Consider the following 24,226-nt stretch of genomic DNA (forward strand, 5'->3'; position numbering starts at 1 on the left):
AAAATTAAAGGATATGAAATTAAAATTCTTCGTTAATCAATGAAAGATTCTTAAAAAAGCCATTTAACAAATCCGAGCATGATGGTTCCTAATATTAAACAGAATAGTATCATTATTACCAAAATCTTCCCACATTCTGTCCAAAACTTTTTACGATCGAAAGTAAAATCAACAGGATTAATATAATAGACCTCATAAACCAAAGGATTTATTCGCAAATCTGGTCGAAAATACACAATTCCCTGGATGTATCTTCTTCGTAAAGCTCTCAAATTTCCAATATAAGTAGTGTAGCCTGCATCCATTCTATTAAAATCAACGTCTGCTACCGAGCCATTGTTATTTACTTTCAATATATAAGTTTTATGCCTTGGACTGATACTCACATCATATTCATCAGAAAAGGAATATTTTTTCAGGCTATTGTACAAAATTTTATCTATTGTTCCATCGGCTCTCTCATAGTGAACTCCTTTATCATCAACCTCTATCTTTCTGACAATTCTTTTTCTGATTCTCCTTTGGTAAAGAAAAAAACGATATAAACCGAAAGCAAGTGCCGGATAGTATAGTATGGCTACAATAACAAATATAACCGGTTTATCACTCATCACAACAGGCAATCCCACTATGATCAGAAACGCTGCCAACAATAAAAGCCCCCCAAAAGTCCTGGTCAGCCAGGTCATGAACCAGCATGTTTTAGAAACTAATGGCAAAAAATCTTTTCTTACATCCTCTTGCATCTGTTCAAGATACAAAAAAAGTAAATAACCTTCAGTAAGCAGTTATGATCTTAATAGCTTCCCTCCTCCTGCTTCCAGCTTCCAAACTATAATACAAAAGAGCCACCGCAGTACACCGTGACTCTTTTTACTTAATTGAAAATAAGATATGATTATCGAAACTATAATATCGTATAGGTCTTTTCTGTACTTACATTATAAGTATCAGAGATGACATTGTCTACAAACCTCCATTCTGCAGTAGAACTTCCAGTGGTAAATTTCACATGCAGATATCCTCTTTTATAAAGATTGGCATAATCCAGATCATCAATCAGTAATGAAAATGCCTGAGCCAGTTCTATCGCTTTTGCAGGATCTGAAGTTATTCCCAGATATCCTTCCAAGCCAGGAGAAGAAACGGAACTGCAAGCCAATTCTGTTCCGATAAACTTCCCTTGTGCATCGTTCAGTTTTCCTAACCATGCATTGTGGGTATCTCCCGCTAATACCACTACATTTTTCCCTGCAAGAACAGAATAAAGTTGTTCCCTCTCCATAAAATATCCATCCCATGCATCCAGATTGTATGGTAAAGTAGTTGTGATTCTTGCAATTTCCTGCGGAGTCAGTGTTGGATCCTGCTGCTGGTGTCTTGTTTTAAGAATAATCAGTTGAGTGATGGTATTCTGAAGGGCCTGCATGGTAGCCGGCTGTGCACTTCCGTGTTGTTTAATTTCTGCAAGAATCTGATTCAGCAGCATCAATAACTCTGCTGGAACCATCATTTTAGTCATTAAAATCTGCTGGCCCAGCACTTTCCATTTTGCAGTATCGCTATTGATCTGAGAGCCCAGCCATGCCATCTGCTCATTTCCGATTAGTTTTCTGTTTGTGCTTAAAAAATCTGTTTTAAACTGTATTTGATTAAAATTCCCAGTGCTATCAATATAATCGGAATATTCCATTTGCTTATCTCTTGCAATCACCCTTGTATCCATCATGTATAGTGAAAGGATATTCCCGAAATTGAAACTTCTGTAAATTCTCATATCTTTTCCCGTTTTAAGAGGAATATATTCGCTATATGCCTGGAAAGCCGCCATTTTTCTTGCCTGGAAATCGCCTTCGTTGGGCTGATGATTTTCTGCTCCGGATTTATAGGTATCATTAGCAAATTCATGATCATCCCAAACACAGATGAACGGTTTTTTCTGATGAAGAAGCTGAAGATTTTTATCTCCTCTGTACTGCCTGTATCTTTCTCTGTAATCGCTGAGGTTAAGAATTTCCTTCGCCGGCTGATGAGCTCTTCCTAACTGATTGGTGTAAGGATTTGTTCCGTATTGTCCCGGAGCATATTCATAAATATAGTCTCCAAGGTGTACTACAACATCAGCTTCAGATTTTGCAATTGCACCGTATACATTAAAAAGTCCTGCAGGAAAGTTGGAACAAGACACCACTGCCATTTTCACTTCACTTACAGCATCCGATTTTGAAGGTAAAGTAAGGGTTTCTCCTGTCACACTCACTTCTTTGGTCTTACTGTTATAGAATCTATAATAATATTTTGTGTTAGAAGAGATATTCTGTACATCTACAGCTATAGTAAAGTCATTTACTGCCATAGCATTGGCCTGCCCTCTTCTTACCACCTCCGAAAAAGTATTGTTTTTGCTAATTTCCCATGTAATTTCTGCATCCGTTCCCTTTGAATATCGGGTCCAGATAATAATTCCTGTTGCACTCGGATCAAAACTTGCGACCCCGGATTCAAAACCTCCGTTTTGGAGATTATCGGGAGCATTTCCATTTTCAGTAAAATCGTCACTGCAACTTTCGATAAGAGGAGCAAGAAAAATTCCTCCGGCTGCCAATAGTGAATTTTTAAGAAATCTTCTTCTGTTGAATTGGTGGTTGTTTTCCATCATTACTTTTTTTGCAAAGCAACGGTATATGAAGAAGAAAATTGTTAACTAAATTTTAAATGTATTTTATGGTTTTTTAAACAAATGTTTAATGTTATGCATAGTAAGTTTTATGCTAAAATCCTATTTGTTTTATTTTAATTCGAAATTGATTTTTCAATCTCTTTAATATAAATAGACGGAGTAGTTCCTGTCTTTTTCTTAAAAGCAATCGAAAATGCCTGAACGTTATTATAACCTATTTCTTCTGCAATAGCAGGTAATTTATAAGAACGAAATTTCTTATCTTTTACAAGCTGATCTAAAGCATAATCAATACGTAAATCATTAAGATAAGTTGTGAAATTTTTACCTTTATGATTATTAATAATCTCCGATAAGTAAGCAGTATTGGTTTTAATATTTTTTGCAAGACTTGTTAATGTAATCCCATTTTTCAAAAAATGAAGTTTGTTTTCGAAATTGTCCAGATCCCTTAAGATAGATTGAGCAACATCTTCGGGAACCGTTTTAATTGTTTTGGTTTCACTTTCAACCTTTACCGGTTCGTATATTTCTACTGGTTTATCATTTTTATTTTGAGCTGCTTCAAGATTTCTTTTTTCAATCAAATGAATTAAGTCCTGAGCAATTTTTCGATGTTCTTTCTCAGCTTTCTTAGTTTTATAATAAAAATAGGTAAGTAAAAGTAATATTAAAGTTAAAATACTAACAGAAACATACAAAAATGTTTTTTTATTTTTTAATTCATTTATTATAACTTCTTTTTCTTGTAAAAGATTGGGCGTATCATATTTTTGGTGCAACTCCGTTGATAAGTATCGAAATTGTTCATCAAGCTTTTTATCAACTTTTAGAAAACGGTCAATATAATAGAGTTGCTTTTCTTTATCGCCGTTTTCCCTATAATAATCTATTAGAAAAGTATATACATCTCCTAACTCTGGAAAAGTAATCTCCGTTTTTTTTACATTGGAATCTATCTGAGTAAAATATTTTATCGCCTCTTGTTTGTTATTCAATTCTTCATAACATTTTCCCAGACTATATAATACAAAATTTTGATTGTTATCATTAATACTTGAAAAATAAGTATACGCCTTTGTTAACTCAGCAATTGCAGCTTGATAATTTTTGGTTTTAAGATGCAGCTGTCCAGATAAATATAAATACTGATTCCTATTATATATATTCTTTTGTACAAAGGGAGAATTCAATCCTTCCTGAATGAAAAAACTGGCAGAATCAATTTTATTTATTTTAATATAGCAGTACGCAAGACTTACCCGCATCTGATCATGCTGATATTCATCTGTTATATCGTGGGAATTCAATAAATAATATCTAAATGTTTTTGCTGCCTCTTTATTTTTCCCCATATAGCTATTTAAATAGGCAATATTCATATTAGCATAAGCTATTTGCTTCAAATTCTTTTGCTTTTTAGAATATTCCAAACCTAAAATATAGTTATCAAGGGCAGCTTTTAAATTGTCATATTTATAGTATAAATTTCCTTTTATAATAAATGTTCTGGCTGGATATACATCTCCTTTCACATTTTTTGTAATCATAGCCAGACTATCAATATACTTTAAGGCCACAGGGAAGTCCTCAGTTGAATGCATAAGATTATATCCTTCTGCAATTTCAAGGATATTTTTTTCTTTTTTTGCTTTTGCTAAGTAATATTGAGAAATAACTTGTGCTTCTAACTTTTTATTAGATTCATCATAAACATTAAATTTATTTCTTAACTCCTCATAATTCAATAATTTTAAACTATCAATTTTGTTTTGAGCAAAAAATAGACTACAAAAGAATGCTAATAAAAGCAGGAATATCTTTTTCATTAATTTTTCTATACCGTACAAAAATATTCATTTTTTCAAGAAAATACATAATCTGTATTTTGATTTTAACTAATTGATCATTATTATTTTATTGACATTTTACAAATATGTATTTATAAATCTATAGATATATTTTCAGTGGGGTCAAAGAAATATTGCTTTCTTTGTAAAATTAATTTTTATAAACAATAACAATCATGAAAAAAGAAAACAACGCGCAAAAGAAATTGTCTTTAAAAAAAGTACAGATTATGAAGATTAATGATTTAAAGAGAATCCATGGAGGATATGGAGGGAATGGTAATCAGGTATCTTTAGATGAAAATGGCGAAGTTGATCCAAACACTCCCATTAAACATACAATCAAGCCTTAAATAAATATGAAAAACTTAATATTTGTCATTATTGCTATTTTATACGTACTTCCCGTAAAGGCTCAAAAAAACAATTTAGCACCTTCAAAACCTGTTACAGAAAATTATTTTGGAACTAAAATAATAGATGAATATAGAAACCTTGAGGATCTTCAAAACGCAGGAACTATAAATTGGATGCAGTCTCAAACCAATTATACCAATTCTATATTAAATCAAATTCCTAAAAAAAACTATTATGTTGAAAAAAGGTTAGAATTTGACAGAAGGCAGGGGTACTCTATATCAGATTTTGAAATTACCGATAATGACAAATATTTTTATTTAAAGAAAAATGGTGATGAAAAGATTGCAAGATTATATTATAAGGAAGGCTTTTTAGGCCAAGAAGTATTGCTATATGATCCTGCTATGTATAAAGAGAATAACGGAAGTCATTCTTTTGTTATCAATTATATAAGTCCATCTTCGGATGGCAGTAAAATAGCTGTTTCCATGTCTGAAAAAGGAAAAGAATTATCAGAAATAATTATCCTGGATGTAAAAACGAAATATGTACATCCTGAGATTATTACCAACTCTGCACCCGCTACTTTCGATGGAATAAAATGGATAGATGATAATACGGGGTTTATCTATGTCGAGTTTTCTACAACTGACCCAACATCTCAAAACTTTTATAAAAATACAAGAACTGTATTCTATAAAATTGGAACTGATCCTAATAAATCGGTTGACGTTTTTTCTGCTAAAAACAATCCTGATCTACATATTACCGAAGATCAATTTCCTATCATTTTAGACTTTAGTGCTGATGATCAATACTATATTGGCATGTTGGTTGATTTCCAGTCTTATAGAAAAACATTTATCATTCGTAAACAGGATTTATTATCAGGTAAAAAAAATTGGAGATTATTTTCCAATTCGGACGATAAAGCTAAAAGTTTAACTTTTCAAAAAGATAAAATATTTTTTATATCAGGTTACAATACTTCTCTCAATAAGCTATGTAAAACCAGTATTATCAATCCTGACTTTAAGAATGGTGAAGTTTTGATTCCTGAAAAAAAAGACGAAATTATTAAAAGCTATACCATCACAAAAGATGGTATTTATTATACCACTACAAAAAACGGAGTAGAAGCTAAACTATACTTATATAAAAACGGACAAAATCATTCTATTGAGCTTCCCTATCCATCCGGAGATATTAATTTAAGAGGCAAAGGAGAAAATCATTCTGATATCTGGATAACTTGCTCCGGCTGGGCCAATGATGAGCAAAGATTTAAATATGACCTAAAGACCAATTCTTTCAAGCCAGAAAATCTTACCCCTATTACTAAATATCCCGAGTTTCAGGATATTATTGTTAATGAAATCATCGTGAAATCAAGAGATGGACAAGAAATCCCGGTATCCTTACTATATAATAAAAACATCAAAAAAGATGGTAAGAATATGACTCTTATTAGCAGCTATGGTTCTTATGGTATTTCTAATAATCCCTATTTTTCCCCCACCTATTTATTATGGGTTCAACAAGGTGGTGTAGTTGCAATAGCTCATGTAAGAGGAGGAGGAGAAAAAGGAGAAGAATGGCGCTTAGGAGGATATAAAGAAACTAAACCCAATACCTGGAGGGATCTAATAGATTGTACAGAATATCTGATAAAAGAAAAATATACCTCACAAGAAAAAGTAGCGATTTGGGGTTCCAGTGCCGGAGGAATTACTGTAGGGAGAGCCATGACGGAGAGACCTGACCTCTTTAAAGTAGTTATTGCAGAAGTAGGAGTAATGAATCCGTTAAGAGATGAAATAACCCCTAATGGCCAGCCCAAAGAATTCGGAACGGTTAACGATCCAAAAGAATTCAAAAGTTTGCTGGAAATGGATGCTTATCAGCATATTAAAAAAGGAGAAAAGTATCCTGCTACTTTTATAACCGGAGGGATAAACGACCAGCGGGTTATAGTCTGGGAACCCGTAAAATATGCTGCTAAACTAATGTTTAATGATGCTTCTTCCAATCCTCAGTTATTAAAAATAGATTTTGAAGGAGGTCATGGAAATAATGTTGCAGTAGATCAAAGATATACTAATATTGATGATATATTTACTTTTGCATTTTGGCAATTAGGCCATCCCGACTACCGACCAAAAGAACAAATAAAAAATTAGATGTCACGCTTCCCTTATCATTTTTTTAATGAGTATATAGTACGAACCCCTTTATTCTCACTAAAGAGCTTTCAGGAACAACTTAGTCAAGATGAAATTTCAGATAAAAACTTAAAAGAGATTTTTAACAATCCTGTTTTTAGGGAGGCTATCTATCTTGCCTCCTCTCATCTATATGAAAAGTTTGACAAATGGCTCAGCTCAGAAAAACCATTATCATCCAAAGAGTTTCATAAACTCAAAAATACCCTTCTAAAATATTATAGCCGAATGAGTACCCGTTGTACTCCATTCGGCTTATTTTCTGGTATAGGATTAGGAGAATTTTCTTTAGAAGCATCAAAATTTTCCGACAACACAACAGGATACCAACTACCTACTGATCAATTAGTACGGGATACCAGATTAGATATGCATTTTCTTGTTTCTCTTGCACAATACTTTACACAACTACCCATAGTAAAGAATAAGCTTTTATTTTTTCCTAATAACAGCATCTATAAAATAGGTAATAGAATTCGATATATAGAATATCAATATACAGGAGGAAAAAGAGAATACATTATTTCCTCGGCTCCAATATCTGCAGAGTTACAGCAAATAATAAATTTTTCAAAACAAGGTAAAACCATTAGTGAAATTTCTCATATCCTGCTTAATGAAGAGATAACAGAAGATGAAGCAAGAGAATTTGTAGAAGAATTGATTGCTAATCAGGTTCTGGTAAGTGAGCTTGAACCTAATGTATCAGGAACTGATTTTTTAAATACTATTATTACTGTTCTAAATAGATTAAAAATAAAAAATGAAACTGATATTTTACTTTCTTTAAAGAATAACTTGGAGAAACTGGATTTAAATATTGGTAATCCTACTATATTATACGATGAAATCAGAGATCTGATACAATCGTTCACTATGGAGTGTGAACAAAAATATCTTTTTCAGACGGATCTCTATAATATCTCTCCTTTTTACTTATCCCCAAGTTGGAAAAAACAATTAAAAACAGGAATAAGTTTTCTGAATAAAATCACTTTAACACAAAAGGAAAATCAATTTTCCAGATTTAAAAAAGCTTTTGTCGAAAAGTTTGATACTCAGGAAATGCCTCTGCTATATGTCTTAGATACTGAAATAGGTATAGGATATAAGCAAAATACATCTTCAAAAGGCATTCATCCTTATATAGAAGATTTAATACTCCCTATTTCACAGGAAAAACAAAATAAAAATCTTGAGCTTACTCCGATCCAGATAATACTTAATGAAAAGTTACAGGAAGCTCTACTAGATAACCAATATAGTATAGAACTAACTGATCCGGATTTTGAAGATTTCCAGGAAAACTGGGATAATATGCCTGATACCACCTCTATCATGGCAGAAATAATTTCTGAAAATAATCAGGAAAAAATATTCTTAAATGCAAGCACAGGAACTAGTGCCGGCACTCTTTTGGGGCGATTCTGTTCTGAAAAATCAAAAGTACAGAATCTTATCAAAAACATTGCTGAAAAGGAAAAAGAACTCAACTCTGACGTGATCTTAGCTGAAATCATTCACTTACCTGAAGCAAGGATAGGAAATATAATAAGAAGACCTACTTTGAGAACGTATGAAATTCCTTATTTAGCTCAATCTTTATTGCCTCAAGAAAATCAGATATCTACAGAGGATTTATATATTTCTTTAAAAAATGATGAGATTATTTTACGTTCAAAAAAACTAAATAGGAGGGTTATTCCTTATCTCACAAACGCCCATAATTACTATACCAATACATTACCTGTCTATCATTTCTTATCAGATTTACATACACAGAATATCAAACCCGGGCTTTATTTTAACTGGGGCGACTTAGAATATATTTATACATTTTTGCCAAGGGTAGAATATCGTAATATCATTCTTTCAAAAGCGCGGTGGAAGATTACAGAAAAAGATATTTTTTTGTTAGATCAATTAAAATTGAACAAAAAAGATTTTTTACAGGAACTAAAAAACTGGAGAAACAAAAGAAAAATTCCGGACTGGATTCAATGGTCCAAATTTGACAATACTTTAACCCTGGCTCTTGAAAATTATGATATGGCAAAGCTTTTTATTGAAACTGTTAAAAGCCAAAAATCAATCATTATAGAAGAATTTTTATCGAATGAAAACGATCATTTCAGACAGGAGTTTATTTTTCCACTGTATAAAGCCGTAAAAGAAAAAAATAAGTAAGATATTTAATAATGCAACGAACTTTTATCCCCGGAAGTAATTGGTTATACTTGAAAATATATACAGGTATAAAAACTTCTGATATAATCCTGGAAGAAGCCATACATCCTTTAATAGAGCTATTTCAGAAGAACGGCTATATTTCCGAATGGTTTTTTATACGGTATTATGATCCTAAATCTCATTTGAGGATAAGATTAAAATTAAATGATCCCCAATACTACCATGAAATTCTTAACACTGCTCAAAATATTTTTCAGCCATATATAGATAGTGGAGAGATTTTTACCATTATGGTCGACACCTATAAACGGGAAATTGAAAGGTATGGAAAGAATACCATGGAAGAAATAGAAACCCTATTTCACAAAAATAGTGAGTTCACGTTGGAGTGTTTACATTATGATGATGAGGAAAAGATCATAGTCAGCTTGTTTTATATGGATGAGATGTTGAATAAACTTAATCTTTCCATCCAAGAAAAGCTGGAGTGGATCAAATATTTTAATCATACTTTTAAACAGGAATTTAATGCCGATAAAAAACTCAATAGCCAGTTAGACAAAAAATACCGCGAGTTTAAACCTAAATTTGTAGACTTTATTAATTCTAAAGAATTTTTGGAAGAAAGAAACTCTATTATTTATAATATTGAAGAAAAGAACACTGCGCTACAAAACATTCTTCATAAACATAAAAATCAATCTTTAGAAATGCCTCTGCAATTCTTATTTCAGAGTATTTTCCATATGAATATCAACAGAATATTTGTTTCCCAGCAAAGATTATTTGAAATGGTTATTTATGATTATCTAGTGAGATATTATAAAACGCTTGCTTATGAATCATTCTTATAAAGAATTTTTCAAAATACCCCATTCTTTTTCCTCAGTTTCCTGATATTATTCGCCGAAAAAAAAAACACTTTCCAATAGTATCCTATAAATTCTTATGCAGGATACTATTGAAAACACAACAGACTAGCAAACAATAATTTACACAACATTCAATTCTCATTTAAATTTATAAATCCATAAGGATTTTCATCCAAAATTTATAAATCCCACTATACTTTTCTTGTATCATCGAAAAAGCACACGCATCTTTGCCTTGGTTAGAAACACAAATAATCTTAACCTTTTTATATCTGCGCAATATAAAAATGAAACAAGCCTGATCAGCAGAAAACCCATGTCAGGGATTATATGACAAAATTAATTATCATAAAAAAAACAAAATTATCATGAACAAAAAAATCAGAAACTCAGTTTTCGCAGGTGGAATGGCATTCGTATTTGCATTAAATTTTTTAGTACCTAATGTAGTTAAAGCACAAGGTATCGCCTATGGAGATCAAGTACAGTCTTCTAACACTTCACGCCAGGCGCTTCCTCCAGGTTCAAGTGTATCTGCTGTTGCCGGCACCGTTCTTCTTGCTGTAATGGTTGTTTCAGCTCTAGTAGATGGTCTTCACGCAACAGATGATGTTTCAGCAAACATCCAGAACTTAGACTAATAATGATTTAATGGCTCATTAATACAATGAGCCATTTTTATTCCTGACAGTTATGAAAAAAGCAATTAAAATATTTATCGTTACCTGTGTATCAATTTATTGGCTTTTTACATTTTTATACAATTCACCCAATAATTTTATAAAGATTGAGTATCAAAAAGAAATGAAACTATTTTCTACTTTTTTTGCTCAAAAATGGAGTTTTTTTGCCCCTCCACCACAATTTAACTACAAACTTTATTTTACCTATCTGGATGAGAATAAAAATGAAATTGCTGCTTTCGAAGTCTATTCTTCAATTATAGAATCAAAACGAAATACAAGGCCATTTAATGGCAGAGCCGAGATGGTAGACTATACAATTTATGGATCTATCGAAGGTATCGTTAATACAATAGTGAAAGAAAGAACTGAAATAAATACTACACAACCCGAGCTAAATCTTCACAATGCCAATCTTCTGGCAGTACAAAGACTCAATGAAAATCCTGAACAAGTTCAAGGTTTTCTCCTTTTAAAAGACTATGCGAAGATTGTTGGAAAAGATAAAATGTCTGCCGAAAAGTTAAAGACAGTAAAATATGTAACGATAAACATAAATTCTGAGGAAATTAAAAAATTTGCTAATAGAGAAAGTAAAAAGCCAAATGTAGAATCTAAAGTAATTGCTTTCAATCCTTATCCTTTTTAAAATGAAAAAACTATTCCACTCAAATCACTATATATATCTTTCGATTTTCAGGATATTGATATCAATACACGTGTTTAAAAAATATTTACAATTATTTTTTAATAAGGATCTCATCACTGATGCTACATTTTTGAAAGGAGCACCTGTTAATCCAATATTTCAGTTATTTGGAATTCAACAATCCTCTATTTTTCAAAATATTAATATTATTCTTAGTGCTATAATGTTGCTAAGTATTTTATTTGCCTTTGGAATTTTCAGGTATTTCACTCCCTTATTGTTATATATTTCCGTAGAAATTGTTCAAAGAGCATATCCTTTTATATTAAATGGTGGTGATAATTTATTGAAATTTCTTTTACTGTACATGATTTTTACGGATTGCTACAGGTATTTCACATTAAATAACAGTACCGGACAAAAAAAAGATAGTATCAGCTATTTTGTCAATCAAATATCCGTTTTATCTATAAAAATTCATTTATCTTTGATTTATTTCGTTTCTGCCATATTCAAACTTAATGCTAAAGTATGGTTCAGCGGTGTTGCCACTTATTATACATTACAATTAGAAAGATTTAAGGGAACAGAAATGAATAATATACTAGCAAAAAATGGGATTTTTGTGACACTTTCTACCTATATTACTTTAATGTGGGAGTTAGCATTTCCTTTTCTTGCATGGCATAAAACCGGTAAATACGTTGTGTTTGCTCTTGGAATAATGATCCATCTGGGAATATACATTTTTATGATGATCCATGATTTTGAAATCCTATTTATGATGTGTTATGGTTTTTTCATAAGTGATGAAGAATGGAAAAAGGCTGGAGTATATTTTCAAAAAATTGTATCGCTATTCAAAAGAAAAATATTTATTAAAGAATATGCTTAAGAGATATCTGAAACTGAGATTAAAATTATTACTTAAAGCGTCAAACCAAAGTATGGATATTGGTGTTTTAGTAAGTATAATACTTTTATTTTTACTTTTTTTTAAAACGAATCATAATGGCTATTATGCATTAATTTCATCAACTGTTTTATTTATCATTCATTTTACTCGAAAGGATATTAATTTTTTAAAAAATATTTTAGGAAAGCAATTCTATATAAGCCTTGCATTAGAATATTTGATAATTTGGATATTTATAAATTTATTTTTCGTTTTCAAAGAAAATAACTTTGCCTTTTTGGGAAATGGTTTTATATGCTTCATTTTACCATTATTAAAGCTTAAAAAATATTTTGCAAACCCAAGGTTTATCAATAAACTCCCTAATGCATTATTAGAGTGGAAAGCCTATATACGAAAGAATATTATAATTTTCTTTTCCTTTGTATTACTTTCCGTTTTCTTAGGATATCATCCTGCAACTTTGATAATATTAGGATTATGCTGGCTACATATTCTTTTGCATGTTTATTCACTCCAGGAAAATAAAGAAATTCTCATTCTGCAATTCTCAAAATTCAGATTAGAAAAAAAAATCATATACTCTTTTCTGATTTGCTTGATGATCTCCATTCCTGCTATAATCAGCTTTGCATTTTTAAATCCTCTACAAAAAGATTATATAATTTATTTCAGTTTTTATCTTTTTCTTTCAAATTATGTTATTATTATTAATAAGTACGTAAATTATAATGAAAAAATAAAGGTAACTCATATCAATGATGCTGAATTTTTCAAATTTACACTTATTATTGGGCTACTAATTCCAGCAATAATTTACATTATAAACAATAGAAAATCAGCCTTAAAGAAAATTACAAAGTATGTTTAGTATACAAAATATCACCTTGAGTTATAACTCCAAAAAAATTTTGGATAACCTAAGTTTAAATATAAATGAAGGAAGCATATTCGGTGTTCTTGGAAGGAATGGTGCGGGAAAAACAACTTTATTTGAATCTATTTTTCAAAATACAAGATACCATGGAAAAATAGTATTACAAGACCAACCCATATATAAAAGAGATATTTCATATTTGGAATCTGAAAATTACTTTTATTCTTATCTGTCGGTTAACGATATTTTAAACCTGTTTATTCATGATAACGAGGATGAAAAGATAACAAGACTGACAAATTTCTTTAATATTCCAACAGACGCTATTGTTGAAAAACTTTCATTAGGAACCAAGAAGAAACTTGCAATCCTTTGTAATATTTTAATTGACAGACCCATATACTTATTTGATGAACCATTTAACGGACTCGATTTTGAAAGTGTCGAAAAGTTTTATTTTATCATTGATGACCTCAAAAAAAGAAATAAGATCGTTTTGATAAGCTCTCATATTATGGAAACTCTTACAAATTGTTGTGATTATATCGGACATTTACAAAATGGAAAATTCGCTAAAATTTACCTATCAGAAGAATACCATTTAATAAGGACACATCTTACAGAAGATATTCAGAAAGATTGGGTCTCTTACATCAACATTTAGCATTTAAAAACTAATTTCTATGGACAATAACCTTATTTCATTGGAGTATATTTTTATTACTTCAATAGTGATCGCTTTATCCTTTACAGGATGTATTTATGGCATTGCATACTATCTTTCTTATGATAATTTTAGTATGACTGCAGTTGCTTTTTTCCCTATTCTATCATTGTTTATTGCTTTTATGATCGCTGCAATTATTTTGTTTCTGTCACTAAAGAAATATAAGAAGGTAAAACAGGTAAATCATATCGCCAATTTTTATTATGTGATTTGTACCTTCATTCTTAGCGCCATCATGATTTTTTTGATCGATGTTTTCGTGTATGCTTTAATTGATAAAACATTATCTTTAAAATATGCTGAAACATTGCAGATGATATCCAGACAATATGCGGTAACCTCAAAAAATATTGATTACATGAAAAAAATTCCATTTATTCTTCAAAGTGGAGTCATGATATTTACAGGGCTTTTGGCAGGGTCATTTTCTTCGTTATTCATTTTATCACAATATAAAAACATAAAAACGCAGCCAGACTTGCAATCTATTTAAAAATTTACAAAATGAAAGTTATTATTTATGATTCTGAATGTAAGTTTTGCACAAGGTTTTCCAAATGGAGCCAATCTAACGTTAAAACACTGGAAATCATTTCCGTAAGAAACAAAGAAGCAAGGAAAATTCTTCGTGATAAAGGAATTAAGTTTATAGATCTTCAGACCATCTATTTTGTGAATGATAATGAAGTCTGGGTACGTTCGAAGGCAATATTTGAAATATTTGCCCACTTTACTTCTCCCTGGAGAATTATTTCTTTTTTCTCTTTTTTACCTACTCCCTTCACGGATTTTTGGTATAAAATTTTTGCAAAATACAGATACAAATTTTAAAAATTAACCCATGAAATACTTATTGATACTACCGTTATTCTTTTTAACCACTATCAAAATCAAAGCTCAGGAGATCAATCGTTTTTTCTATGAAGTACAATATAAACCTAAAAAAGATTCTACAAGAAATGAAACTGCAATGATGGTTTTAGATATTAAAAAAGATCAATCGATTTTTAAAGATTATCAATTAATTGTTTCAGATTCAATCTCCAACGAAGTATTTAAAAAAATGCAAAAAACAGGCATTTACGAAAATCAGTCAGCACCTCCGAATGTCAGATTTACCTATTCTGTAACAAAAAAATATCCTGACATGGAAGTTCAATATACTGAAGATATTATGAACGGATTGACTCCTCTTACCTTTGGCTATCAGGAAAAAATAAATTTTGATTGGAAAGTTCAGAAAGAAAAGCAAAAAATCGGCGAATATAATGCCCAAAAAGCTATAGTAAATTTTGCGGGAAGAAAATGGGTTGCCTGGTTTTGTCCTGATCTTCCTTTTAATGACGGTCCTTATAAATTTAATGGTTTACCTGGATTAATTGTAAAAATAGAAGATGATCAACACAATTATTCATTTACCTTAAAAGGAAATAAAAAAGCGAAAGATAACAGTGAAGATTCACTTGTTAAAAAGTTCACCAATGGTAATGTGAAAATAGTAGAAAAAGTAAAATTTATAAAAACCTTTGAAAATTACAAACAGGATCCTTTAGCTGCCATGAGAAATGAGCTAACTCCTCAATTATTAAGTATGACAATGCCTGGAACTGACATGAAGGTAAAGGACTTTATTGAGAAACAAGGGAAGGAAATAAAAGAATCTTACAAGCTTAACAATAATCCTATTGAAAAAGAATAATAAAGTTTTTTAATAAAAAATCTATATGCAGGGCAGTATGTCCTACTTTTTTATAGCCCTGCACCAATATAGTATTATCATTTAAACCTGAACCTGTATTTCAGTATATAGTTTTGGGACATAAAAAAAGCACCTACATTTTTGTAAGTGCTTGATTTTTTGTGGTCCCACCTGGGCTCGAACCAGGGACCACCTGATTATGAGTCAGGTGCTCTAACCAACTGAGCTATAGGACCTCAAAACTTGGTTAAATTTTGTGTTTGCAAAAATAGTAAAATTTCTTTCACTACAAAATTTTTTATTGCTTTTCTTGGCAAAGTTCTACCAGCACTCCGTTTGTAGACTTGGGATGAAGGAATACAACTAATTTGTTATCAGCACCTTCTTTCGGTTCTTCGGAGATAAACTGAAATCCTTCTTTTTTCAGTCTTTTCACTTCTTCCACGATATTTTCAACGCCAAATGCCAAATGATGGATACCTTCTCCCTTTTTATCTATAAATTTCGAAATCGGGCTCTCTGGATTACTGGCTTCCAAAAGCTCAATTTTACTTTCTCCTGTTTCATAGAAAGAAGTTACTACCCCTTCCCTTTCCACTGTTTCTTTTTTATAGGATTCTTTTCCTAATAATTTGGCAAAAAGTTCATCAGAAACTCCTAAAGATTTTACGGCAATGCCAATATGTTCTAGTTTCATAAATACTAATCAATATAATTAAATCGTAAATTTGATACTGTAGTTGAATTTCAAAGTATCAATTCAAACAAAAGTACTAAATTTGCGGAAATTATGGAAAGTAACAGACAAAGAAAAGTAGCACAGATCATTCAGGAAGACTTCGCAGAGCTTTTCCGCAAACAGGCTTCAGAAAGCAAACAGAGCATATTGGTATCTGTTTCAGATGTAAAAGTAACTGCTGACTTAGGAATTGCTAAGATTTATTTAAGCATTTTCCCACAGGAATTCCGTACCGCTGTGATGAAGGAGATTGAAGAAAACAAACCTCAATACAGAAACTTCATTGGCCAGAAAATGGCAAAACAGGTGCGTATTATTCCACAACTTAACTTTTACCTGGATACCGCTCTTGATGATGTTGAAAGACTGGAAAGAGAATTAAGAGGTGAAGGCGACAATCCTGTTTTATAGATCTTGAAGAATATTGCATTTTACATAGCATCCAGATACCTTTTGGCTAAAAAGGGAAGTACTGCCGTTACGTTCATTACGTGGCTGGCTGTAGGTGCCATGACGGTTGCTGTGGCTGCAATGTTCGTCATTATTTCTGTTTTTTCAGGGCTTGAAGACCTGAACAAAGACCTTATTTCCAATCTTCACGCTGATCTTACGTTAAAAAGCACTTCCGGAAAAACCATCAAAAATCTGGATAACGTCAGTAAAGTTTTGAGCAACAATAAGAAAATCAGCAGTTTTTCCCGCGTTATTGAAGAAAAAGTATATATCAGTTTCAACGGAAAGGGTGATATTGCTTACCTAAGAGGGGTAGATTCTGCTTATGTTAAGGTAAATCCTATTAATAAAGAAGTGTTTTACGGAACTTATCCAAGTTTCAAATACTCGAATGAGGTATTGATGGAAAACAGTCTGGATAACAGACTTTCAATTCCTGTGGATTCTTCCAATCATTACGCAACCGTCTTTATGCCCAAACCGGGAACAGGGATTATCAGTAAGGAAGAAGACATTTATAATAAAAGAGATATTCTGGTAACAGGTGTCTTCCCGGGAAAAGACCAGCTGGACAATTACATCGTTTCTCCTATTGAGCTTACAGAAGAATTACTCACTCTTCCTAAAAAGTCTGCTTACCAGATTGTTATTAAACTGAAAAATCCGGAAAATGCCGATGCTGTAAAACAAAGCCTGCTTTCTTCTCTCGGAAAAAATATTGAGATCAAAACCAAAGAAGAGGAAAATGCTGCTTTCTGGAAAATGATTAATACAGAAAAGCTATTCATTTACCTGATCTTTGCCTTGGTGATCTTTATTACGACTTTTAACCTTGCCGGAGCCATTATTATCCTTCAGCTTGACAAAAAAGAACAGGCAAAATCATTGATATCTTTAGGCTTTCCTTTAAGCCATTTAAGAATGACCTATTTCTACACTGGCCTCCTGATTGTGATTTCAGGTGTGATTACCGGATTAATTCTTGGAACAGCACTTTGCTACTTCCAGCTTTATACAGAGTTCTTCAGAGCTAATGAGGTTTTGCCATTCCCGGTAAAAATTGTGGGAAAAAATTATCTTATTGTAGCCCTTACAGCTTCCTTGTTTGGAATAACTATTTCATGGTTCTTTTCAAAAATCAGTAAAGAATATATTACTAAAGGCTAACATTTCAACTTTATATATTACATACAATTAATATACTTCGGTTTCATTTTTTCGTACCTTTACGCCCCAATTTTAAAAAATGAAACAAATTTTATCTTTTTTTCTTTTAAGCGTTACATTTATAAGCGCTTTGGCACAGGCTCCGGCTGGATATTATAACCAATCGCCGACCTTAACAGGTGCAGCTCTTAAAACAGCTCTTAAAACCATTATCAGTAATGGGCATATCGACAATGGTTACGGTGGCCTGTGGACAGGTTATGCTAACACAGACCGCGATTATTTCTATGAAAATGACGGAACTATTCTGGATATTTATTCTGAAAACCCCAATGGACCGGATCAGTATAATTTCACCCTGGGAACCAGTCAGTGTGGATCTGCCGGATATTCTAATGAAGGTGACTGCTACAATAGAGAGCACGTTGTTCCTCAAAGTTTGTTCAACAATGCTTCCCCAATGGTAGCTGACATTCATTTTATCCGTGCTACAGACGGAAAAGTAAACGGAATGAGATCCAACTACCCTTTCGGAATTGTAGGAACACCTTCTTTTACTTCAAAAAATGGATCAAAACTAGGAAATTCGGTTTCTGCAGGATATGCAGGTACTGTATTTGAACCCATTGATGCTTTCAAAGGAGACATTGCCAGAATGATCCTTTATTTCGTAACAAGATATGAAGACAAACTTCCTAATTTCACTACTGGTGACATGCTTGGTAACACAACATTCCCGGGACTACAGCCTTGGGCACTTAATCAATATTTAGCATGGAATGCAATGGATCCCGTATCTCCGGAAGAAATTGCAAGAAACAATGCTTCTTATACTTACCAGGGAAACAGAAACCCTTTCATTGATCACCCCGAATATGTTACTCAGATCTGGGGAGCTCCGGTTGTTGATAACCAAGCCCCTACAGCTGCAACCAACCTTGTTGCCAGCAACCCAACTTCAAACTCTATTGCTTTAAGCTGGACAGCTGCTACAGATAATGTGGGAGTAACTTCGTATGATATTTATGCCAACGGAACCTTAAAAGCTACTGTTTCAGGTACAACAACATCTACTATTGTTTCCGGATTATCACCATTGACTCAATACACATTCTACATTATTGCTAAAGATGCTTTCGCAAACTCTTCCCCACAAAGTACAACAGCTACAGAAACAACTCTTGATGTACCTGCCGGAGGAGGAAACTGTGGAACTGAAAATTTCGAAATGATCACCGGTCCTGTAAATACATACATGACAGTAAACTGGACCAATAATGGAATTTCATGGACTGCTACAGACGCAAGAGTTGACCAGACCATCAATAATAAAGCCATTACCATAAAAAATGGAACTTTAACAAGTTCAACTTTCTCAGGTGGAGTTCAAAGCTTAACTTTAACAACTCAATTGAAATTCTCCGGAAGCGCAGGATACTTCAATGTTCTTGTAAACGACGTCAATGTAGGAACCATTCCTTACAGTAATGTTGTTACTACAACTACCATTAATAATATAAATGTAAACGGAAATGCGGTGATTAAACTGACAAATTCGTCTACGTCCAACAGAGTTGCTCTGGATGATCTTAGCTGGACATGTTTCGGAACTACGTTAGCTACCGCTGAAAACCAAAAAGATACATCAGCAATTACCATCTACCCTAACCCGGTAAGAAATAATGAATTATTTGTAAAAGGAGAAAACCTTAGCAAAATTTCAAAAGCTGAGATCTATGATCTTTCAGGAAAACGAATTGAAACAATTGCAAATCCTTTCAAACATTCAAACAAAATTAATCTTAAAGGTATAGTAAAAGGAACTTATCTCCTTAAAACAGATAATTTCTCTACTAAATTTATCGTAGATTAATTATTAAAAAATATTTCAAACCAAGACCGGATTTATCCGGTCTTTTTTTTATTTTTGATGTATGGATTCCAATAAAAAATTAGGATTGATAGGACGAAATATTTCTTATTCTTTTTCTAAAAAATTCTTCGAAAACAAGTTCCAAAAGCTCATGCTGAAGAATTTCTCCTACGATATTTTTGATCTCAACGAAATCAATGAAGTAGAAAACCTTTTTGCTTCACCGGACTTGTTAGGATTCAATGTGACCATCCCTTATAAGGAAAAAATAATCGATTATCTCGATGAACTAAGTGATGAAGCCGAGAAAATAGGTGCTGTCAATTGCGTTCTTATTCAGGATGGCAAAAAAACAGGGTATAATACAGATGCGTTCGGTTTTGAAAAGACGCTTCTTTTGCACAAAAAACCTTCTCAGGATAAAGCACTGATCTTAGGAAACGGAGGGGCAGCAAAAGCCGTCAAATATGCATTGGACAAGAACAATATTCCTTCTGTAACTATTTCAAGGAGTACAGAAATCAATTATGAAAATCTTGATCAGGAAACTGTTGCAGAGCATAAAATTATTATCCAATGTACACCGGTAGGCACTTTCCCGAATGTGAAAGACTGTCTGAACTTTCCTTTTGACGGGCTTTCTTCAGATCATCTCGTTATTGATCTGATTTACAATCCAAACTATACCCAATTCATCATCAATGCCTCAGAAAAAGGAGCAAAAACAGTGAATGGGTACTATATGCTTGAACAGCAAGCAGAAAAAGCTTGGGAAATTTGGAATTTTCAAAAAAAATAACATAAATTAGTACTTTAATTGGCCTTAAAGCTATATTTAAAGGATATTAACGCCACTCACATAAAAGATTTGCTATGACTACAGAAAACAATCTTTCTGAAAACGAAGAAAAGAAAAATCCTAACGAAGTATCTCAGGACCCATCAGAAAACACAGTTTCTCATGATGCAAACCAACATGAAGATGATGCAGAGCACCTGGATGAACATGAGGAAGAAATTTCCCTTGCCGATGCTTTAAAGGAAATGGAAAAAATCATCAACACTCCCAATGCCGGTGAGAACTTCAAAAGATTCAACCAGCTGAAAGAGAAAGCAAGTCATTATATCCATGATGAAGTGGAAGATAAAAAGCATGAATATGTAGAAGCGGGAAATCCAGCTGAAAATTTCAGCTACGAACACCCTTCTCAGGCTAAGTATTCTGCGTTGGTTAATATTTTCAAGGAAAAACATGACGACTTCCAGAAAGGACAGGAAGAAGAGCAAAAGAAAAACCTTGACCACCGTCAAAGCATAATCGAAAGACTTAAAAATCTATACACCAGCTCAGAACCAGGAATCAATCTTTTCAGATCTATTCGTGAGATTAAAGAAGACTGGTCAAAAGCAGGACAGGTTGCAAAGTCTGAATTCAAAATTCTCAACAATAATTATTTCCACCACCTGAATCAGTTTTATCAGATGCTGGATCTTAATAAAGAATTTCTGGAGCAGGAATACAGCCACAATCTGGAAAAGAGAGAACATATTATTGCCCGCGCTAAAGAGCTGGAAAATGAACCCGTTATCCAGAAAGCTCTAAACGAACTTCAGTATCTTCATAAACTTTGGAAAGAAGAAGCAGAACCTGTTGCTGAAGAGTTCCGTGAGAAAACATGGGAAGAGTTTAAAGAAATTTCGAATAAAATTCACGAAAGAAAATCTGAACTTTCAGCTTCTATTGAAAAAGAACAGAGTGAAAATCTTGAAAAGAAAAATCAGATTATTGCAGAAATCAAGAAACTGTCTGAACCTTCGGAAACGCCAAACCACAACTACTGGCAGAATGCCATCAAAAGAGTGGAAGATCTGCGTTCTGAATTTTTAAAAACAGGAAGTGTTCCAAGAAAACTTTCCAATCAAAACTGGAATGATTTCAAAACGACACTTAGAGGCTTTAATACAACGAAAAATAATTACTACAAATCGTTGAAAGGTTCTCAACAGGCAAATCTTGAAGAAAAACTTAAACTGATCCAGACTGCACAGGACAATATGAATAACGAGGAATGGGATATTGCTGTTCCGTTATTCAAAAAACTCCAGGAAGACTGGAAAAAAATCGGCCACGTTCCAAAGAGCATGACCAATAAAATCTGGGATGAATTCCGTGACGCATGTAATGCATTCTTCAACAATTACAGAGAGAAGAGCAATACTTCTACCGACAACTGGAAAGAAAATTATAAGAACAAAAAAGCTCTTCTTGATGAACTGAAAGAAGTTTCCAATGAAGAAGGAAGCATTGAAAGAATCGAGCAGATCAAAACTTCATGGAATAATATCGGAAAAGTTCCGAGAGATAAAATTTCAATCAACTCTGAATTCAACAAAACATTGAGAGAGAAATTGAAAATAAATAAGATCAACGAACTTGAACTGAAAGAAGAAGGTCTATCTGAAAACCAGCTTACCGACAAAGCAAGAAAGATCAAAAATCAAATCTCTGATCTTGAGGCAGAAATTGTTAAACTGGAAAACAACCTTTCTTTCTTCAACAAACCGTCCAGAGAAAACCCTCTTTTAAAAGATACCTATAACACGATTGATGAGAAAAAAGCTCATCTTGAAACGTTAAAACAAAATCTTCACAGCATTATCAGCGGAGATTAATACATAACAAAATAAATAAAGGCGGAGCAAAGCAATTTGTCTTCGCTTTTTCTTTTTATACATATGAACAACGACGAATTTTATATCAAAAGATGTATTGAGCTGGCTCAAAAAGCTCTTGGCAACACCTACCCTAACCCTCTTGTTGGAAGTGTGATCGTACACAACGGAAAAATCATTGGTGAAGGGTATCATCACAAAGCAGGAGAACCTCATGCAGAAATCAATGCCATTAATTCCGTTAAAAATAAAGATCTGATTCCGGAATCTACAATCTATGTATCTCTGGAACCCTGCGCACATTATGGAAAAACTCCGCCATGCGCTTTGAAGATTAAAGAATTAGGATTTAAAAAAGTAGTGATTGGCGCAATGGACTCCCATGATAAAGTGAATGGAAAAGGAAAGAAAATCATTCAGGATGCTGGAATTGAAGCCGTATCAGGAATTCTTGAAGAAGAATGCATTGAACTGAACAAAAGATTTTTCACCTATCACGAAAAGAAAAGACCATATATCATTTTAAAATGGGCAGAATCCGGTGATGGCTTTTTGGATAAGGATTTTACACCGACAGCCGTTTCCAATACATTAGTAAACCAGTTTGTTCATCAGTTAAGAGCTGACGAGCATGCCATTTTAGTAGGAACTCAAACTGCATTGAACGATAACCCCAGTCTTACCGTAAGAAATGTTGAAGGCGTAAATCCTGTAAGAATTCTGATTGATTTTGATTTAAAAGTTCCTGCCAGTTTCAATATTTATAACAATAAAGCAAGAACATTGGTTTTAAATTCCGTGAAAGAAGGTACTGAAGGACATATTCAATTCATTCAAATCAACAAGGCTCATTTTCTACCTGAGCTCATGGAGGCATTGTATAAAGAACAAATACAATCTGTGATTATCGAAGGGGGCCGCTTTACTCTGCAGGAATTTATTAATGCTAATCTTTGGGACGAAGCTATTGTAATTAAAAATGAGAATTTGACAGTAGAAAATGGGACAAAAGCTCCGGAATTCAATCAAGTTCCTGATACAATTGAAAATTTCAGAGATAATACCATTTCATTTTTTAAAGCAAAATAATACTTTTGTATCACCATCAAATGAAATAATTTCTTTACATTAGTCTTACAAATTAAAATTACTATGAAAAATTTAAAGAAAGTTTCGAGACAGAGTTTAAAAAAAGTAAACGGAGGAATTGCTCCTGAATGTTGCTCATTCTATCCTCCTTCATTACAACATTGCTGCGCAACACCTTCAAGTATGAGTTGCCCACCACCTTGGGCAGATGGAACATTCCCTTGTTAAATTTTGATGTAAAAACAAAAACTAATATCATGAAAAATTTGAAAAAAGTATCAAGAATCGGTTTAAAATCAATTCAAGGCGGAGCTTTTGTAAACTGTACTTTGCCTAATGGAGACCTTACAAGATGTAGAGATTTCTGTCCTACAGACTTTTGTGGTCCTACAAACTATATTTGTTTACTTCCGCTGGATTATTGCGGATAGAAATAACAAAAGTTGCAATACATAAAAATTGGGAAGCTGTCAGAAATCTGGCGGCTTCTTTCATTAAGTACTAGGA

24 protein-coding genes and 1 tRNA gene are annotated in these 24,226 nt (G+C 32.7%); 20 read left to right on the forward strand and 5 right to left on the reverse strand.

The features are described 5' to 3' along the window. Positions 1 to 50: 50 nt before the first annotated feature. The 3 genes from A1704_RS18765 to A1704_RS18775 all read right to left on the reverse strand — a co-directional run bounded on the left by A1704_RS18765 (position 51) and on the right by A1704_RS18775 (position 4,509). Positions 51 to 689 carry a hypothetical protein gene (locus tag A1704_RS18765; protein ID WP_131797542.1) on the reverse strand — a complete coding sequence of 213 codons (639 nt, stop codon included), beginning with the start codon at positions 687 to 689 and terminating at the stop codon, positions 51 to 53. A 218-nt stretch (positions 690 to 907) separates the two neighbouring features. After that, positions 908 to 2,659 (reverse strand): alkaline phosphatase D family protein, encoded by a 1,752-nt coding sequence (locus A1704_RS18770; RefSeq protein WP_062675564.1) that lies wholly within the window; start codon positions 2,657 to 2,659, stop codon positions 908 to 910. 134 nt (positions 2,660 to 2,793) lie between these two features. Continuing rightward, the gene (locus A1704_RS18775) at positions 2,794 to 4,509 is read right to left on the reverse strand and encodes a helix-turn-helix transcriptional regulator (RefSeq protein WP_062675565.1); all 1,716 of its coding nucleotides are present in this window, start codon (positions 4,507 to 4,509) and stop codon (positions 2,794 to 2,796) included. A gap of 197 nt (positions 4,510 to 4,706) precedes the next feature. Between A1704_RS18775 and A1704_RS24560 the strand changes: the two genes are divergently transcribed. From A1704_RS24560 to A1704_RS18830, 12 genes are all read left to right on the forward strand, one after another. Continuing rightward, positions 4,707 to 4,883, forward strand: coding sequence for a hypothetical protein (locus A1704_RS24560; protein ID WP_157885784.1), 177 nt, complete (start codon positions 4,707 to 4,709; stop codon positions 4,881 to 4,883). A gap of 6 nt (positions 4,884 to 4,889) precedes the next feature. Next, positions 4,890 to 7,070 carry a prolyl oligopeptidase family serine peptidase gene (locus A1704_RS18780; protein ID WP_062675566.1) on the forward strand — a complete coding sequence of 727 codons (2,181 nt, stop codon included), beginning with the start codon at positions 4,890 to 4,892 and terminating at the stop codon, positions 7,068 to 7,070. Continuing rightward, positions 7,071 to 9,299, forward strand: a complete 2,229-nt coding sequence (locus A1704_RS18785) for a lantibiotic dehydratase family protein (protein ID WP_062675567.1) — start codon at positions 7,071 to 7,073, stop codon at positions 9,297 to 9,299. A 50-nt stretch (positions 9,300 to 9,349) separates the two neighbouring features. Beyond that, positions 9,350 to 10,156 carry a thiopeptide-type bacteriocin biosynthesis protein gene (locus A1704_RS18790; protein ID WP_238590658.1) on the forward strand — a complete coding sequence of 269 codons (807 nt, stop codon included), beginning with the start codon at positions 9,350 to 9,352 and terminating at the stop codon, positions 10,154 to 10,156. 386 nt (positions 10,157 to 10,542) lie between these two features. Beyond that, positions 10,543 to 10,815 (forward strand): hypothetical protein, encoded by a 273-nt coding sequence (locus tag A1704_RS18795; protein ID WP_062675569.1) that lies wholly within the window; start codon positions 10,543 to 10,545, stop codon positions 10,813 to 10,815. A 52-nt stretch (positions 10,816 to 10,867) separates the two neighbouring features. Beyond that, the gene (locus A1704_RS18800; protein ID WP_062675570.1) at positions 10,868 to 11,506 is read left to right on the forward strand and encodes a hypothetical protein; all 639 of its coding nucleotides are present in this window, start codon (positions 10,868 to 10,870) and stop codon (positions 11,504 to 11,506) included. Between the two features lies 1 nt (position 11,507). Beyond that, positions 11,508 to 12,401: a hypothetical protein gene (locus A1704_RS18805; RefSeq protein WP_062675571.1), complete on the forward strand. Its 894-nt coding sequence runs from the start codon at positions 11,508 to 11,510 to the stop codon at positions 12,399 to 12,401. Continuing rightward, positions 12,316 to 13,293, forward strand: coding sequence for a hypothetical protein (locus A1704_RS18810; RefSeq protein ID WP_157885785.1), 978 nt, complete (start codon positions 12,316 to 12,318; stop codon positions 13,291 to 13,293). Before A1704_RS18805 ends, A1704_RS18810 begins: the two co-directional genes overlap by 86 nt. After that, positions 13,286 to 13,963, forward strand: coding sequence for an ATP-binding cassette domain-containing protein (locus A1704_RS18815; protein WP_065119686.1), 678 nt, complete (start codon positions 13,286 to 13,288; stop codon positions 13,961 to 13,963). Before A1704_RS18810 ends, A1704_RS18815 begins: the two co-directional genes overlap by 8 nt. A 19-nt stretch (positions 13,964 to 13,982) precedes the next feature. Then, positions 13,983 to 14,519, forward strand: a complete 537-nt coding sequence (locus A1704_RS18820; protein WP_062675573.1) for a hypothetical protein — start codon at positions 13,983 to 13,985, stop codon at positions 14,517 to 14,519. An 11-nt stretch (positions 14,520 to 14,530) separates the two neighbouring features. Beyond that, the gene (locus A1704_RS18825; RefSeq protein ID WP_062675574.1) at positions 14,531 to 14,857 is read left to right on the forward strand and encodes a thiol-disulfide oxidoreductase DCC family protein; all 327 of its coding nucleotides are present in this window, start codon (positions 14,531 to 14,533) and stop codon (positions 14,855 to 14,857) included. A gap of 10 nt (positions 14,858 to 14,867) precedes the next feature. Then, positions 14,868 to 15,725, forward strand: coding sequence for a GLPGLI family protein (locus tag A1704_RS18830; RefSeq protein WP_062675575.1), 858 nt, complete (start codon positions 14,868 to 14,870; stop codon positions 15,723 to 15,725). Between the two features lie 162 nt (positions 15,726 to 15,887). Here the strand turns inward: A1704_RS18830 and A1704_RS18835 are convergent. Continuing rightward, positions 15,888 to 15,961 (reverse strand) — tRNA-Ile (locus tag A1704_RS18835). Positions 15,962 to 16,023: 62 nt separating this feature from the next. Beyond that, complete coding sequence (mce, locus tag A1704_RS18840) at positions 16,024 to 16,422, reverse strand: methylmalonyl-CoA epimerase (protein ID WP_062675576.1); 399 nt, start codon at positions 16,420 to 16,422, stop codon at positions 16,024 to 16,026. A 93-nt stretch (positions 16,423 to 16,515) separates the two neighbouring features. On the opposite strand from mce, the gene rbfA reads away from it, so the two are divergent. From rbfA to A1704_RS24565, 8 genes are all read left to right on the forward strand, one after another. Then, positions 16,516 to 16,875, forward strand: coding sequence for a 30S ribosome-binding factor RbfA (gene rbfA / locus A1704_RS18845; protein ID WP_034693455.1), 360 nt, complete (start codon positions 16,516 to 16,518; stop codon positions 16,873 to 16,875). 3 nt (positions 16,876 to 16,878) lie between these two features. Further along, positions 16,879 to 18,084, forward strand: coding sequence for an ABC transporter permease (locus A1704_RS18850; protein WP_062675577.1), 1,206 nt, complete (start codon positions 16,879 to 16,881; stop codon positions 18,082 to 18,084). Between the two features lie 79 nt (positions 18,085 to 18,163). Then, a complete protein-coding gene (locus A1704_RS18855; protein ID WP_062675578.1) occupies positions 18,164 to 19,957 on the forward strand; it encodes an endonuclease in 1,794 nt (597 codons plus the stop codon). A 61-nt stretch (positions 19,958 to 20,018) separates the two neighbouring features. Next, on the forward strand, positions 20,019 to 20,756 hold the full coding sequence (locus tag A1704_RS18860) for a shikimate dehydrogenase family protein (RefSeq protein WP_062675579.1): 738 nt from the start codon (positions 20,019 to 20,021) through the stop codon (positions 20,754 to 20,756). 74 nt (positions 20,757 to 20,830) lie between these two features. Next, positions 20,831 to 22,630, forward strand: a complete 1,800-nt coding sequence (locus A1704_RS18865; protein ID WP_062675580.1) for a DUF349 domain-containing protein — start codon at positions 20,831 to 20,833, stop codon at positions 22,628 to 22,630. A gap of 63 nt (positions 22,631 to 22,693) precedes the next feature. Next, complete coding sequence (gene ribD, locus A1704_RS18870; RefSeq protein WP_062675581.1) at positions 22,694 to 23,719, forward strand: bifunctional diaminohydroxyphosphoribosylaminopyrimidine deaminase/5-amino-6-(5-phosphoribosylamino)uracil reductase RibD; 1,026 nt, start codon at positions 22,694 to 22,696, stop codon at positions 23,717 to 23,719. Between the two features lie 63 nt (positions 23,720 to 23,782). Then, positions 23,783 to 23,947, forward strand: coding sequence for a bacteriocin-like protein (locus A1704_RS24750; protein WP_167348784.1), 165 nt, complete (start codon positions 23,783 to 23,785; stop codon positions 23,945 to 23,947). Between the two features lie 29 nt (positions 23,948 to 23,976). Then, positions 23,977 to 24,150, forward strand: a complete 174-nt coding sequence (locus A1704_RS24565; protein WP_157885786.1) for a bacteriocin-like protein — start codon at positions 23,977 to 23,979, stop codon at positions 24,148 to 24,150. The last annotated feature ends 76 nt before the right edge of the window (positions 24,151 to 24,226 follow it).

It is taken from the genome of Chryseobacterium cucumeris, assembly GCF_001593385.1.
GTDB lineage: Bacteria > Bacteroidota > Bacteroidia > Flavobacteriales > Weeksellaceae > Chryseobacterium > Chryseobacterium cucumeris.

Bases quoted from the DNA above. Each gene is read 5' to 3' on its own strand.
- A1704_RS18765 (WP_131797542.1), bottom strand. From the start codon at position 689: ATGACCTGGCTGACCAGGACTTTTGGGGGGCTTTTATTGTTGGCAGCG.
- A1704_RS18770 (WP_062675564.1), bottom strand. From the start codon at position 2,659: ATGATGGAAAACAACCACCAATTCAACAGAAGAAGATTTCTTAAAAAT.
- A1704_RS18775 (WP_062675565.1), bottom strand. From the start codon at position 4,509: ATGAAAAAGATATTCCTGCTTTTATTAGCATTCTTTTGTAGTCTATTT.
- A1704_RS24560 (WP_157885784.1), top strand. From the start codon at position 4,707: ATGAAAAAAGAAAACAACGCGCAAAAGAAATTGTCTTTAAAAAAAGTA.
- A1704_RS18780 (WP_062675566.1), top strand. From the start codon at position 4,890: ATGAAAAACTTAATATTTGTCATTATTGCTATTTTATACGTACTTCCC.
- A1704_RS18785 (WP_062675567.1), top strand. From the start codon at position 7,071: ATGTCACGCTTCCCTTATCATTTTTTTAATGAGTATATAGTACGAACC.
- A1704_RS18795 (WP_062675569.1), top strand. From the start codon at position 10,543: ATGAACAAAAAAATCAGAAACTCAGTTTTCGCAGGTGGAATGGCATTC.
- A1704_RS18800 (WP_062675570.1), top strand. From the start codon at position 10,868: ATGAAAAAAGCAATTAAAATATTTATCGTTACCTGTGTATCAATTTAT.
- A1704_RS18805 (WP_062675571.1), top strand. From the start codon at position 11,508: ATGAAAAAACTATTCCACTCAAATCACTATATATATCTTTCGATTTTC.
- A1704_RS18810 (WP_157885785.1), top strand. From the start codon at position 12,316: ATGAAGAATGGAAAAAGGCTGGAGTATATTTTCAAAAAATTGTATCGC.
- A1704_RS18815 (WP_065119686.1), top strand. From the start codon at position 13,286: ATGTTTAGTATACAAAATATCACCTTGAGTTATAACTCCAAAAAAATT.
- A1704_RS18820 (WP_062675573.1), top strand. From the start codon at position 13,983: ATGGACAATAACCTTATTTCATTGGAGTATATTTTTATTACTTCAATA.
- A1704_RS18825 (WP_062675574.1), top strand. From the start codon at position 14,531: ATGAAAGTTATTATTTATGATTCTGAATGTAAGTTTTGCACAAGGTTT.
- A1704_RS18830 (WP_062675575.1), top strand. From the start codon at position 14,868: ATGAAATACTTATTGATACTACCGTTATTCTTTTTAACCACTATCAAA.
- mce (WP_062675576.1), bottom strand. From the start codon at position 16,422: ATGAAACTAGAACATATTGGCATTGCCGTAAAATCTTTAGGAGTTTCT.
- rbfA (WP_034693455.1), top strand. From the start codon at position 16,516: ATGGAAAGTAACAGACAAAGAAAAGTAGCACAGATCATTCAGGAAGAC.
- A1704_RS18855 (WP_062675578.1), top strand. From the start codon at position 18,164: ATGAAACAAATTTTATCTTTTTTTCTTTTAAGCGTTACATTTATAAGC.
- A1704_RS18860 (WP_062675579.1), top strand. From the start codon at position 20,019: ATGGATTCCAATAAAAAATTAGGATTGATAGGACGAAATATTTCTTAT.
- A1704_RS18865 (WP_062675580.1), top strand. From the start codon at position 20,831: ATGACTACAGAAAACAATCTTTCTGAAAACGAAGAAAAGAAAAATCCT.
- ribD (WP_062675581.1), top strand. From the start codon at position 22,694: ATGAACAACGACGAATTTTATATCAAAAGATGTATTGAGCTGGCTCAA.
- A1704_RS24750 (WP_167348784.1), top strand. From the start codon at position 23,783: ATGAAAAATTTAAAGAAAGTTTCGAGACAGAGTTTAAAAAAAGTAAAC.
- A1704_RS24565 (WP_157885786.1), top strand. From the start codon at position 23,977: ATGAAAAATTTGAAAAAAGTATCAAGAATCGGTTTAAAATCAATTCAA.